This is a genomic window from Aeromonas sp. QDB25 (assembly GCF_027707725.1).
GTDB lineage: Bacteria > Pseudomonadota > Gammaproteobacteria > Enterobacterales > Aeromonadaceae > Aeromonas > Aeromonas caviae.
This window is the reverse complement of sequence record NZ_JAPCIZ010000036.1, coordinates 1-12,965: the sequence shown is the minus strand read 5'-3', so window position 1 is coordinate 12,965 and position 12,965 is coordinate 1. Positions and strand designations below refer to the sequence as shown.

Genomic DNA, 12,965 nt, shown 5'->3' with positions numbered 1-12,965 from the left:
TCGATGGCAAGCACCTTTTCCCTGATCCTCGTCGTCGTCACCCTGCTGACCGGCATCATCTGGACGCTCGACAAGCTGGTCTGGGCCAAGCAGCGGGCGGCCAAGATTGCCGCCGCCCGTGCCAATGCCGGTCCGGATGTGGACGAGAAGACACTGGCCAAGGTGGCCCCCATGCCGGTCTGGATCGAACAGACCGGCGGGGTTTTCCCGGTGATCGCGCTGGTGCTGATCCTGCGTTCCTTCATCTTCGAGCCGTTCCAGATCCCGTCCGGCTCCATGATGCCGACCCTGCTGGTGGGCGACTTCATCCTGGTGGAGAAGTTTGCCTACGGCCTCAAGGACCCGGTGACCAACACCAAGTTCCTCGAGACCGGCGAGCCGAAGCGCGGTGATGTGGTGGTCTTCAAGTATCCGCTGGATACCCGGGTGGACTACATCAAGCGGGTGGTCGGCATGCCCGGCGATCGGGTCATCTATCGCAACAAGGAGCTGATGATCCGGCCCAAGTGCGATGAGCAGGAAGGGAAAACGTGCCCCGGCTTCCAGAAGCTGGACGTCAAGTTCGAGCAGCGCGGCGAGTTCAGCCAGATGGGGATCCCGCTGGATCGCTACACCGAACAGCTGGGCGATGTCTCCCACGAGACCTTGCGCAACCCGCTGATGCCGGACCTGGTGGACCGTTACTATCGCCAGCCCGGCACCTACCCCGACGAGTGGGTAGTGCCGGAAGGCCACTATTTCGTGATGGGTGACAACCGCGACAACAGCACCGACAGCCGTTTCTGGGGCTTCGTGCCCGAGCAGAACCTGGTGGGCAAGGCGGTCGCCATCTGGATCAGTTTCGAATTCGAGCGCGAGGAAGGGTCCAGCTTGCCGAGCTGGGTGCCGACCGGTGTGCGCTTCAACCGCATTGGCGGAATCAAGTAAATGAATATCAAGATGAACAGACTGCAGTCCCGTCTCGGGCATGTCTTTCAGGATCCTGAGCTGCTGACCCGGGCACTGACCCATCGCAGCGCAGGGTCCCGTCACAACGAGCGCCTGGAATTTCTGGGGGACTCCATCCTGAGTCTGGTGATTGCCGATGATCTCTTCCACCGCTTCCCGCAGGCGGCGGAAGGGGATCTCAGCCGGATGCGCGCCACCCTGGTGCGCGAGAAGACGCTGGCCGAGCTGGGCCGGGAATTCGACCTCGGGGATCACCTGATCCTGGGGCCGGGGGAGCTGAAAAGCGGCGGTTTTCGCCGCGAGTCCATCCTGGCCGACACCGTCGAGGCGGTGATCGGCGCCGTCTATCTGGACACGGATCTGGAGCGGGTGCGCAGCCTCCTGCTCGGCTGGTATGCCAGCCGCCTTGGCGAGATCAAGCCCGGGATCGAACAGAAGGATCCCAAGACCCGGCTGCAGGAGATCCTGCAGGGCAGCCGCCGGTCCCTGCCGACCTATACCGTGACCAACGTCAAGGGCGAGGCCCACAACCAGGAGTTCACCGTGCAGTGCGAGGTGGACGGTCTGGATGGTCCCCTGGTCGGGGTCGGCACCAGCCGTCGCAAGGCCGAACAGGCCGCGGCGCAGCAAGCATTGGAAAGGCTGTCATGACTGCTATGAATGCAAGAGGCCGCGGTCTTTCGACACAACCAGAATTGGAAAGATTGCCATGACGGATACAGATAGCACCTATTGCGGCTTTGTTGCCATCGTGGGCCGCCCCAACGTGGGCAAGTCCACCCTGCTCAACAAGCTGCTTGGCCAGAAGGTCAGCATCACCTCGAAGAAACCCCAGACCACCCGTCACCGGATCCTGGGGATCGACACCGAGGAGAACCATCAGACCATCTATGTGGATACCCCGGGTCTGCACATCGAGGAGAAGCGGGCCATCAACCGCCTGATGAACCGCGCAGCCACCAGTTCTCTGGGGGACGTGGCCATGGTGGTGTTCGTGGTTGACGGCACCCACTGGACCAAGGACGACGAGATGGTGCTGGGCAAGCTGCGCCACCTCAAGTGCCCCGTGGTGCTGGCGGTCAACAAGATCGACAACGTCAAGGAGAAAGAGGATCTGCTGCCGCACCTCGAGTGGCTGGGTCAGCAGATGAACTTTGCCCACATCCTGCCCATCAGCGCCGAGAAGGGCACCAACGTGGAGAAGATCCGCGAGTGGGCCAAGGATCTGCTGCCAGAGAACGTCCACTTCTTCCCGGAAGATTACGTGACCGACCGCTCTTCCCGCTTCATGGCCTCCGAGATCATCCGCGAGAAGCTGATGCGCTTCACCGGCGAGGAGCTGCCCTATTCGGTGACGGTGGAGATCGAGCGCTTCAAGGTGGAGGAGACCGGTCTCTACCACATCCACGGGCTCATCCTGGTGGAGCGCGAAGGCCAGAAAAAGATGGTCATCGGCAACAAGGGCGAGAAGATCAAGACCATCGGCACAGAGGCGCGCATCGACATGGAACGGCTGTTCCAGAACAAGGTGCATCTCGAGCTGTGGGTCAAGGTCAAGTCCGGCTGGGCCGACGACGAGCGGGCCCTGCGCAGCCTCGGGTATGGCGACGACTGATTGCTGACCCCGGCTTTCGTCATCCACAGTCGGCCCTATCGGGAGACCAGCCAACTGGTCGAGGTCTTCACCCAGGATAGCGGTCGATTCACCCTGGTGGCTCGCGGTTCCCGCGGGCCACGCTCCTCTCTGAAGGGGCTGCTTCAGCCCTTCACCCTGCTCACCATTGCCTGGCGCGGCAAGGGGGATCTCAAGAACCTCACCCAGGTGGAGTGCCCGGATCACTCGTTGCGCCTCGGCGGGGATCGTCTCTTCTACGGCCTCTATCTCAACGAGCTGGTCTACTACCTGCTGGAAGCGCACACCCCCTTCCCCGAGGTGTTCGACGCCTATGCCCGTGCCATCATGGCCCTGGCTGACGGCGAGACCCCGGAGCTGCCCCTGCGCCGCTTCGAGTTCCTGCTGCTGCAGGCCTTGGGCTACGCGGTGGATTTCGAATATGCCGCGGACGACGACTCCCCCATCGACCCTACCCTGCTCTACGGCTTCGAGCGGGAGCTCGGCTTTGTCGCTTGCGAGCGGGCGCCGGATCCCCGTACCCTGTTCCTCGGTGCCCACCTGCTGGCCTTCGCCGAGGGGCGTTTCGACACGCCTCCCTTGCTGCAGGCGGCCAAGCGTTTCAGCCGGTTGGCGCTGCAGCCCTATCTCGGCAAGCGTCAACTGAAGAGCAGGGAGCTCTTTTTGAAGCGAAAAGGCAGTGTTTCAAGCTGATTTTTATTATCTGGTGATGTTTTGTGTTTATGACATCGCCTTTCATGAACAATAATGCTGTCGCCGTGGCCAGAACCGGCCTGCGGCGGCACATGGACAGAGGAGCGGGCACCACCCGCTCCGGCATTCACAGATGACCTGTATCAAGGAGTAAGCAATGAGCGAGATCTACCTGGGTGTGAACATCGACCATATCGCCACCCTGCGCAACGCCCGCGGCACCCAGTATCCGGATCCGGTACAGGCCGCCTTCGTGGCCGAGCAGGCCGGTGCCGATGGCATCACGGTCCACCTGCGGGAAGATCGCCGCCACATCACCGACCGGGACGTGGAGATCCTGCGCCAGACCATCCAGACCAGGATGAACCTGGAGATGGCGGTGACCGAGGAGATGATCGGCATCGCCTGCCGCATCAAGCCCCACTTCGTCTGCCTGGTGCCGGAGAAGCGCACCGAGGTGACCACCGAGGGTGGTCTGGACGTGGCGGGCCAGTTGGACAAGGTGACCGATGCGGTGACCCGCCTGGCCGCCGTGGGCGCCCAGGTGTCGCTCTTCATCGATGCGGATCCGCTGCAGATCGATGCGGCCGCCGCGAGCGGTGCTCCCTTCATCGAGATCCACACTGGCCGCTACGCCGATGCCACCACGGATGCCGAGCGCAACGCCGAGTTCAAGCGCATCGCCGCCGGTGCTTCCTACGCCGCTGGCAAGGGCTTGAAGGTCAATGCGGGCCACGGCCTGCACTACCACAACGTCAAGGCTATCGCCGCCATCCCCGAGCTCTATGAGCTCAACATCGGTCACGCCATCATCGGTCGCGCCGCCTTCGACGGTCTGGCCAAGGCGGTCAGCGACATGCGTGCGCTGATGCAGGAAGCCCGTCAGGGGATCTGATGCCGCTTCGCTGGTATGAAAACCACAAGGGACGCTTCGGCGTCCCTTGTGGTTTTCAGGAGTGGAAGGCGGGGTGAACCCCGTGATCATCTGGCATGGGGCCGGGCATCCGTGTGCAGAGGGCGAAAGGGAAGGGGCGTCTCAGCCTGGTTCCGGGAAGTAGCGCTCCAGCAGGGCGGTGAGGATGGCCTGGCACTCGGCATCCGGCTCGCCGGTGACCAGGGCGGGGCGAAAGTGAAGCTGGAAGGCGCGCAGGACGGCGCGGCTCTGCTCATCCCAGGCGCCGTGCTGGGGGAGGCCGTAGCCGTAACGGGCAAGCTGCTGCTGCCATTGCAGCGCATCCCAGGGATTGAGCTGCGTCTGGCGCAGCTCGGCCACCCGGGCCTCGTCGGGCCAGGCGCCGACACCGTAGCGCAGGGCGAGCTCGCGCCAGGGGAACCGGGGGCCGGGATCCTGCTTGCGCTCGGGGGCGACGTCGCTGTGGGCCAGCACCTGGGTGGGGGGGATCTGGTAGCGTTCGATCAGATCCCGGGCGAGGGCGCCGAGGGCGGCGATCTGGGCAGGGGGATAGGGTTGCCAGTGTCTCAGATGGGCGGGCAGGGCCGCGTCTTTCTCGTCATACCCGAGATTCACTATCTCGATGCCGAGCGAACTGGCGTTGAGCCCGGCGTAGTGATGCCAGCGACTGCGTCCGGCGTGCCAGGCCCGCTGGCTGTCGGGCACCAGCTGGTAGACCGGGAACGGTTGTTCGTCGGTGTCGCGGGGGATCAGGTAGTGGGCGCTCACCTTGTGCTCCGGCTCGGTCAGCAGGCGCAGGGAGCGGGCATCCTCTTCATCCGTGTAGTGCAGGATGAGAAAGGCGATGCGCTCGTTCTGGCTGGCGCTCTGATGCTCCTGATTGAGACGATAGGGCGCAGGCTGGCAGGCGCCGAGCAGCAGGATGAGGGGCAGTGACCAGCGCCAGCGCGCCGCGAACTGGCACACGCCGCCGCTCGCCGACGGGCGTGGAGCCAGCAGGCGGCGCCAGCCCATGGTCTAGCCTCGCACCTGGCCGGAGGCGGTCATCAGGGCCCGGGCCTGTATTTGGCGGTGAGGCCAATCAGGAAGTTGCGCAGGATCTGATCCCCGCAATCCTGATAGTGCTTGTGATCCCTGGCGCGGAACAGGGCACTCAGCTCGGACTTGGAGAGGTTGAAGTTCGCGAGCTTGAGGGTGCCCAGCATCTCCTCTTCCTTGTAGTTGAGGCCGATGCGCAGCTTGCGCAGGATCAGGTTGTTGTTGATCCGGTTCGGGATCACCTGGGGCGGGGCATCTTCCCGCACACCGCGGCGCAGGGCGATGAAGCCGTCGAGGAACTGGCTGAGTGCCGAGTCCGGGCAGGCGGCGAAGCCCGCTTCCTGTGCCTCGCCCTCTTCGGCCTTTTTCATCAGCCAGCCGTGCAACTGGGCATGGGTGATGGCCAGATTGCCCTTGGCAAAGATCTCGACCATCTGGTCGTTGCTGATGCTGAGGGCATAGCGCAGGCGGCGCAGAATATCGTTGTTGGTCATGTTGACTCCTGTGGAAACGGCGCAGATGTTACCACCTGCCGCCTGTCCAGTCAGAAAAAGCGCCTCAGTCGGTCAGGGCCAGGTAGCGGGGGGCCTCTTGCCTCACCTGCTCCAGGGCATCCTGCAGCTCCAGCAATTCGGGTTCCAGATCGCTCACGGCGACCCCGTCGCGCAGCTGCTGCTCGAGCTGGGAGAGCAGGCGTTGCAGACCCGGCACCCCGGAGTAGGCGCAGCCACCGTTGAGGCGGTGGAGCTGGGCCAGCACGTCTGCATCCTCGGCACTCCCTTCCAGCGCCGCCGCCAGGATGGGCTCCACCTCGTCGAAGCTGGCCAGCAACATGGTCAGCATCTCCCGGGCGAGGGCCGGCTTGCCGGCGGCCTGACGCACGGCAAGGGGCCAGTCTATCTGCTGATCCCCGTGATTCTGGTGCCGCCGGTGGGCGAAGTCGGTGATGAGCTGCGCCAGCATCCCCTCGTCGATGGGTTTGGCCAGGTAGTCGTCCATGCCCTGGCGAATGAGGCGCTCCCGCTCACCGGGAATGGCATGGGCGGTGACCGCGACGATGGGGGTCTCGGTGTTGAGGGAGTGGTGGCGGATCGCCTGGGTGGCGCTGATGCCGTCCATGACGGGCATCTGGATATCCATGAAGATGATGTCGAACGGCTGGCTCTGGGCCAGGTTGACCGCCTCCTTGCCGTTCTTGCACACCACCACCTCGGTCACCATCTCTTTGAGCATGGCGGCGATGAGCTTGAGGTTGGCGGCGTTGTCATCCACCGCCAGCACCTTGACCGCCTGCACGCTGCGCGGCATCGGCGCGGGCAGGGGGGCACGGCGTACCGCCTCGGGGGAGAGCAGAGCGTGCAGCAATTTGCGATGGTTGATGGGCTTGGAGAGGCAGTGGACGGCGCCGTGAGACAGCATGGCGTCGTAGAGGGCCGGCTCGTGGCTGCTGAGCAGCACTATGGTGTTCTGCTGGCCGTCCAGTCCGTCGAGACGGGCAATCACCTGCTGCGGGCTGTGCAGGGTGCTGCTGCCGATGAGCACCATGTCCTGGCTGCTCATCGGGGGCCACTCCTCGTCCACCGTCAGGGAGTGCACATCCAGGTGCCACTCTCCCAGCAGGGCGAGCAGGGAGGCGTGAGTGAAGGGATCCGGCTCCAGCAGCCAGACCCGCTTGCCCTGGATGCGATCCAGCGGAAGCCGCTCGCTCTGTGGCAGGGGAGAGACATCCAGATCCAGGTGGAACGAGAAGACCGACCCCTTGCCGAGTTCGGATTCGAAGCGGATCTGGCCCCCCATCTGCTGCACCAGCTTCTGGGTGATGACGAGCCCGAGCCCGGTGCCCCCATAGCGGCGGGAGATGGAGGAGTCTGCCTGGTTGAAGGCCTGGAACAACTGGCGCTGCTGCTCTTCCGAGATGCCGATGCCGGTATCGCGAATCAGCACCCGCAGGCGCACCTTGTTGCCGTTCGATTCCCCGGTCTGCTCGACACGCACGTCCACGTTGCCGCGCTCGGTGAACTTGATGGCGTTGCCGGTGAGGTTGGTGAGCACCTGCTGCAGACGCATGGGGTCGCCGGTGAGGTAGTCCGGCACGGCGGCATCCACCTGGAGGGAGAGTTCGAGCTGCTTGTCGTGGGCGCTCGGCCCCAGCAGGTGCATGGTCTCGTTGAGGGTGTCCCGCAGGCTGAAGGGGATGTGCTCGAGCTGCAGCTTGCCCGCCTCCAGCTTGGAGAAGTCGAGGATGTCGTTGATGATCCCAAGGAGGTTGCGCGCCGACTTCTCGATGGTCTGCATGTAGTCGGTCTGGCTCGGGGTCAGGCTGGTCTTGAGCAGCTGGCGGGTGAAGCCGATGACCCCGTTGAGAGGGGTGCGCAGCTCGTGGGACATGTTGGCGAGGAACTCGGACTTGACCCTGGCGGCCTCCTGGGCGCGCTTCTTCGCCATGTCGAGCTCGACGTTCTGGATCTCGATCTGCTCGAGGGTCTCCCGCAGATCCGACGTCGCCTGATCGATGTTCTGCTGCATCTCCTCGTGATATTCGGAGAGCGCCTTGGCCATGGCGTTGATGCCGTTCTTGAGCATGTCCAGCTCGCCGGTGAGCTGGCCGCTGACCCGGGTATCGAGTCGCCCCTCCCTGATCCGGTGCACTGCCTGCACCATGTCGGTGATGGGCTGGGTCACACTCTTGACCAGACGGAAGCCGAACAGGGCGCTGATGGCCAGCCCGATGAGCACAATGATGACCGCGAAGAAGGCGTCGCGGTACTGCAGGACGATGGCCCTGTCCGTGGCGAGTTGCATGGAGATGTAGCCGATGACCGGCGGCTCCAGATCGCTTGGCAGCGGGAAGCCGTCCAGGCTGGTCTCTGCCTGGATGGGGGTGCGCAGTATGATGTCATCGCCGTTGACGGAGACGCTGGTCAGGGCCGGGATGACGCTGCCGTCCGGCAGACGAAGCTGGCTGAAGTCCCTGTGGTAGTTGGACGTCACGAACAGCTGGTTCTCCTGGGTGAAGACGGCGATGGACTTGATGAAGGGCGAGTTCTTGCGATGGGTGAGCCCGATCAGCCGCTTGAGGGATTCGCGGCTGTGCTGTGTCATGCCGTATTCGCTGGCGATGGCCAGGGGCTCGATGATGTTGATGCCCTGATCGATGAGGTTGTTTTCCAGCTGCTGATAGCGGTGGAAGGTGAAATAGCCGGCGATGAGGCCGCCAATGATGAGGGTCGGCAAGATGGTGAAGGCCAGCACCCGGGCCCTGAGACCGTACTTGGTCATGCCGCCGACCCGCCTTTCGCAAGAGAAGCCATGACCCGGGGCGCATGCAGGCACTGGGGTCGGGCAGGCAATACAGTCATTGTCGCTGTACGGGGTCTCAGGCCGTATCCGGTCATATCAATGGGCCACTTTTGGTCAGAATGGACGATGGGGCGGATGCCGCGGCTGGGGCCCTCAGGCCGTATTTGGTCATACGATTATTCTTGTGGGACAATGGTCTGCCGCAGATTCCACAATCATGACATAGCCACCTATAGGCACCAAGTTTTATGGCCCAGTTTTTCAAGCCCCAAAAGAAATCCACCCAGCCCCAACGTATTGAATTTACGGTAGACAGTCTGGATCACCACTGTGTCGGCGTCGGCCGTCATCAGGGCAAGGCCATCTTCGTCGAAGGGGCGCTGCCCGGCGAGGCCATCAAGGCCCGCATCATCGACGACAAGAAGCACTATGCCCACGCCGCCCTGCAACAGGTGGTGACCCCGGCGGCCAACCGGGTCGCCCCCTTCTGCGACCACTATCGCGAGTGTGGCGGTTGCAGTGCCCAGCACCTGGGAGAGGGAGATCAACTGGCGGCCAAGGAGGCGGGACTGGTCAGCCTGTTCGAGCGCCTTGGCAACATCCAGGCGCCGGCGCTGGCACCTGCGCTGACGGGGGAGTCCCGCGCCTACCGCCGGGTCTGCCGTCTGGCCATCAAGTTTGACAAGAACGGTCGCTGCACCCGGGTGGGCTTTCGTCGTCGCCATTCGAACGATCTGGTAGAGATTGCTGGCTGTCCTGTGCTGGCCGAGCCCCTCTCTGCTCTTATCGCCCCTCTGCGCGAATGCCTCAACCGGCTGAAGAGCCAGCGCGAACTGGGCCATGCGGAACTCATTCAGGGGGAGCAGGGCATTCTGATGCTGCTGCGCCACACCGGTCGCCCCACCGAGGCGGACCGGGCGCACTTGACTGAGTTTGCCACCGCCCAGGGGATAGACCTCTATCTGCAGGCGGCGGACGAGCAGATCGAACCTCTGCGTCAACAGTCTCAGCCAAGTTACACGCTTGATGGCCTGTCTCTTGCATTCGCTCCCGGCGACTTCATCCAGGTCAACGGGCCCGTCAACCAGCGCATGGTGGAGCAGGCATTGAGCTGGCTCGACGCAGGCAAGGATGACAAGGTGTTGGACCTCTTCTGCGGCATCGGCAACTTCACCCTGCCGCTGGCCCGTCAGGCCCGCGAAGTGGTGGGGGTGGAAGGGGATCTCGCCATGGTGACGCGTGCACAGGAGAATGCCCGCCGCAACGGCATCGACAACGCCCGCTTCTACAAGGCGGACTTGAGCGGCGAGATCGTGGGCATGTCCTGGGCCCGGGAAGGGTTCGATCTGGTACTGCTGGATCCGGCCAGACCCGGGGCGCTGGAGGTGATGAGCCACGTGGTGGCACTTTCCCCCAAACGGGTGGTCTATGTTTCCTGTAACCCGGTCACCCTGGCCCGTGACAGTCAGGTGCTGGTGCAGGGGGGCTACAAGCTGACCCGTCTGGGGATGCTGGACATGTTCCCCCACACCGGTCATCTGGAGTCCATGGCGCTGTTCGAACGGGGCTGAGTCGAGGCGCCCGCATTATTCTGGATGAATCAAGATGCGGTCGTGATGATTTTTCGATGTGCATGATGCTGCCAGAGTGAGGTAAAACAGGTGTTTTTCGCTGCCTTCAACGGGCAGGGCAGCATGCGGTTATCTTGGTTTTCCAGCGGCGGCAGCGCTGTTTGAGCGGGAGTGATTAGGGTAATCTAGGTCGTCGATAGTGGATCGGATGCGGGGAAGAGCCCTGTCACCTTGCACGGTGACATGCCTTGAAAACTCTTTCATGCATCCCCATTTGAGGCAGTCATCAGTTGATGAGGGGATGAGGAGAGCATCGGCTTTCGACCCCACACTTTTAAGGATTGATACCATGGTTGCGGTGCGCGATATTCATTTGAAAGACAATTTCACTCTGGATGAGTGGGTCAGTTCCCTTACCCTGAGTGAAAGTGACAAGAATCAGCTGCGAACCGTCTACCAGTATTGCCTGACCCTGGGTGACGAAGCGCTCACCAACCGCCTGCTGGTGCGCGGGGTCGAGATGGTGGGCATCCTGCTGATGCTCAGCATGGATCTCGCCACCCTCAAGGCCGCCATTCTCTATCCCTTCGTCGAAGCCGGTCTCATCAGCCAGGAAAAGGTGAACGAGGACTTCGGCCCCAAGATCGCCAAGCTGGTTGAAGGGGTGCTGGAGATGGAGGCCATCCGCTCCCTGCAAACCCTTCACCGCAGCGAAACCTCGCCGGAGCAGGTGGACAACGTGCGCCGCATGCTGCTCGCCATGGTCGAGGACGTGCGCGCCGTGGTCATCAAGCTGGCGGAGCGCATCGCCTGCCTGCGTGAGGCGAAGAAGGCGGATGAGGAGACCCGGGTGCTGATGGCCCAAGAGATCACCAACATCTATGCCCCCCTTGCGAACCGCCTCGGTATCGGTCAGCTCAAGTGGGAGCTCGAGGATCTCGCCTTCCGCTACCTGCACCCGGACACCTACAAGCAGATCGCCAAGCAACTGGACGAGAAACGGCTCGACCGCGAGCGCTACATCCGCGAATTCGTGCAGTCCCTGCGCGATGCCCTGGCCGAGGCCGGCGTCGAGGCCGAGGTCTATGGCCGACCGAAACACATCTACAGCATCTGGCGCAAGATGCAGAAGAAGCACCTCGAATTCAACGAGCTGTTCGATGTGCGCGCGGTGCGGGTGATCACCAAGCGGCTGCAGGATTGCTACGCGGCGCTCGGTATCGTTCACACCCATTTCCACCATATTCCCCGCGAATTTGACGACTATGTCGCCAACCCCAAGCCCAATGGCTACCAGTCCATCCACACCGTGGTGGTGGGGGAGGAGGGCAAGACAGTGGAGATCCAGATCCGTACCGAGCAGATGCATCAGGATGCGGAGCTCGGTGTGGCCGCGCACTGGCGCTACAAGGAAGGGGCCCAGGCCGCTACCAAGACCAGCACCTTCGAAGACAAGATCGAATGGCTGCGCAAACTCCTCGCCTGGCAGGAGGACCTCTCGGAGAGCGGCTCCTTGCTGGACGATCTGCGCAGTCAGGTGTTCGAGGACAGGGTTTATGTCTTCACTCCCAAGGGCGATGTCATCGACCTGCCGGCAGGGGCGACGCCGCTCGACTTCGCCTATCACGTGCACAGCATGATCGGTCACCGCTGCATCGGCACCAAGATCGACGGCCGCATCGTGCCTTTCACCTATACGCTGCAAACCGGTGATCAGGTGGAGGTGATCACCCAGAAGGAGCCGAACCCGAGCCGCGACTGGATGAACCCGAACGCCGGCTTCCTGCGCTCCAGCCGGGCGCGGGCCAAGGTGGCCACCTGGTTCAGAAAGCTGGACCGGGACAAGAACATCGCCGCCGGCAAGGAGCTGCTGGAGAAAGAGCTGGACAGACACAACCTCACCCTCTCCAAGGTGGACAAGGTAGTGCTGGAGCGCTTCCATGCGGAGGAGCTGGAAGATTTGCTGGCCGGTATCGGCAGCGGCGACATCCGCATCAACCAGCTGCTCAATTATCTGGACACCCGCTACAACAAGCCGACGGCGGAAGAAGAAGATCGCCGTCTGCTGGAGAAGCTGGAGCAGAAGGCCAATGTGCCCTTCCGCCCCAAACCCAAGGATCACATCGTGGTGGAAGGGGTGGGCAACCTGATGACTCACATCGCCCGCTGTTGCCAGCCCATCCCGGGGGACGCCATCCAGGGCTTCATCACCATGGGACGGGGGGTTTCCATCCACCGGGAGGATTGCGAGCAGCTCAAGGAGCTGTCGCGTCGCAACCCGGAGCGCCTGATCGATGCGGTCTGGGGGGAGAACTACTCCGGCGGTTACGGTCTCACCATCCGCATTCTCTCCAACGACAGATCCGGCCTGCTGCGCGACATCACCACCGTGCTCGCCAACGAGAAGATCAACGTGATGGGAGTGCGTTCGCGCTCCAACGTGCGCGAGCAGACCGCCGAAATCGACATGGAGCTGGAGATTTACAACATCAACGCCTTCAACCGGGCGTTGGCCAAGCTCAGTCAGCTCAACGACGTGATCAGCGCCAAGCGGCTGTAATGCTCAACCGACCGGCCCCAGTGGCCGGTCTGCATTTTCTCCCTCCTTGCAGAGCATTGAAGACGGATATCACGCGCCCCATCTCCGTCCGCCATGGCTCCACATCATGTGGAGCAGTGGCGTGAGCGGATATTCATGAACCCATTTACTGAATCGAAAGTGAGTTGCCCATGTCCCAACGCTACGACCTTCCCCAACCTGACTCTTATACACAAATAGCGGTCTGAACGGAACTTTTCCCGTTTTCCAGGATCTGATCTTCCATGTGACTCCCAACATGGTAACGATCATGCTAACTTCTGCTCTTCA

Annotated in this window: 10 protein-coding genes; 7 read left to right on the top strand and 3 right to left on the bottom strand. The window is 62.7% G+C overall.

What is annotated here, in order from left to right; genetic code table 11:
• The first annotated feature begins 3 nt into the window (after nt 1–3).
• The 5 genes from lepB to pdxJ all read left to right on the top strand — a co-directional run bounded on the left by lepB (nt 4) and on the right by pdxJ (nt 4,169).
• Nucleotides 4–927, top strand: a complete 924-nt coding sequence (lepB, locus tag PG883_RS13525; protein ID WP_010675640.1) for a signal peptidase I — start codon at nt 4–6, stop codon at nt 925–927.
• On the top strand, nt 928–1,599 hold the full coding sequence (gene rnc / locus PG883_RS13520; protein ID WP_270807309.1) for a ribonuclease III: 672 nt from the start codon (nt 928–930) through the stop codon (nt 1,597–1,599).
• 58 nt (nt 1,600–1,657) lie between these two features.
• Nucleotides 1,658–2,563 carry a GTPase Era gene (gene era / locus PG883_RS13515; protein WP_270807308.1) on the top strand — a complete coding sequence of 302 codons (906 nt, stop codon included), beginning with the start codon at nt 1,658–1,660 and terminating at the stop codon, nt 2,561–2,563.
• Nucleotides 2,564–3,274, top strand: coding sequence for a DNA repair protein RecO (gene recO / locus PG883_RS13510; RefSeq protein ID WP_039040537.1), 711 nt, complete (start codon nt 2,564–2,566; stop codon nt 3,272–3,274).
• 157 nt (nt 3,275–3,431) lie between these two features.
• Complete coding sequence (gene pdxJ, locus PG883_RS13505; protein WP_010675636.1) at nt 3,432–4,169, top strand: pyridoxine 5'-phosphate synthase; 738 nt, start codon at nt 3,432–3,434, stop codon at nt 4,167–4,169.
• A gap of 141 nt (nt 4,170–4,310) precedes the next feature.
• On the opposite strand, the gene PG883_RS13500 is transcribed toward pdxJ, so the two are convergent.
• The 3 genes from PG883_RS13500 to barA all read right to left on the bottom strand — a co-directional run bounded on the left by PG883_RS13500 (nt 4,311) and on the right by barA (nt 8,504).
• Nucleotides 4,311–5,201 (bottom strand): N-acetylmuramoyl-L-alanine amidase, encoded by an 891-nt coding sequence (locus PG883_RS13500; RefSeq protein WP_270807307.1) that lies wholly within the window; start codon nt 5,199–5,201, stop codon nt 4,311–4,313.
• Between the two features lie 32 nt (nt 5,202–5,233).
• Entirely contained in the window at nt 5,234–5,719 is a 486-nt protein-coding gene (locus PG883_RS13495; protein WP_270807306.1) for a DUF1456 family protein, read from the bottom strand.
• Nucleotides 5,720–5,783: 64 nt separating this feature from the next.
• A complete protein-coding gene (gene barA, locus PG883_RS13490; RefSeq protein ID WP_270807305.1) occupies nt 5,784–8,504 on the bottom strand; it encodes a two-component sensor histidine kinase BarA in 2,721 nt (906 codons plus the stop codon).
• Between the two features lie 269 nt (nt 8,505–8,773).
• Between barA and rlmD the strand changes: the two genes are divergently transcribed.
• Together rlmD and relA are read left to right on the top strand one after the other, a co-directional pair.
• On the top strand, nt 8,774–10,096 hold the full coding sequence (gene rlmD, locus PG883_RS13485) for a 23S rRNA (uracil(1939)-C(5))-methyltransferase RlmD (protein WP_270807304.1): 1,323 nt from the start codon (nt 8,774–8,776) through the stop codon (nt 10,094–10,096).
• 349 nt (nt 10,097–10,445) lie between these two features.
• Complete coding sequence (gene relA / locus PG883_RS13480; protein ID WP_134996887.1) at nt 10,446–12,656, top strand: GTP diphosphokinase; 2,211 nt, start codon at nt 10,446–10,448, stop codon at nt 12,654–12,656.
• Nucleotides 12,657–12,965: the final 309 nt, after the last annotated feature.

Excerpts from the sequence above, each read along its gene's own strand:
- lepB (WP_010675640.1), top strand. The coding sequence starts at position 4 with ATGGCAAGCACCTTTTCCCTGATCCTCGTCGTCGTCACCCTGCTGACC.
- rnc (WP_270807309.1), top strand. The coding sequence starts at position 928 with ATGAATATCAAGATGAACAGACTGCAGTCCCGTCTCGGGCATGTCTTT.
- era (WP_270807308.1), top strand. The coding sequence starts at position 1,658 with ATGACGGATACAGATAGCACCTATTGCGGCTTTGTTGCCATCGTGGGC.
- pdxJ (WP_010675636.1), top strand. The coding sequence starts at position 3,432 with ATGAGCGAGATCTACCTGGGTGTGAACATCGACCATATCGCCACCCTG.
- PG883_RS13500 (WP_270807307.1), bottom strand. The coding sequence starts at position 5,201 with ATGGGCTGGCGCCGCCTGCTGGCTCCACGCCCGTCGGCGAGCGGCGGC.
- PG883_RS13495 (WP_270807306.1), bottom strand. The coding sequence starts at position 5,719 with ATGACCAACAACGATATTCTGCGCCGCCTGCGCTATGCCCTCAGCATC.
- barA (WP_270807305.1), bottom strand. The coding sequence starts at position 8,504 with ATGACCAAGTACGGTCTCAGGGCCCGGGTGCTGGCCTTCACCATCTTG.
- rlmD (WP_270807304.1), top strand. The coding sequence starts at position 8,774 with ATGGCCCAGTTTTTCAAGCCCCAAAAGAAATCCACCCAGCCCCAACGT.
- relA (WP_134996887.1), top strand. The coding sequence starts at position 10,446 with ATGGTTGCGGTGCGCGATATTCATTTGAAAGACAATTTCACTCTGGAT.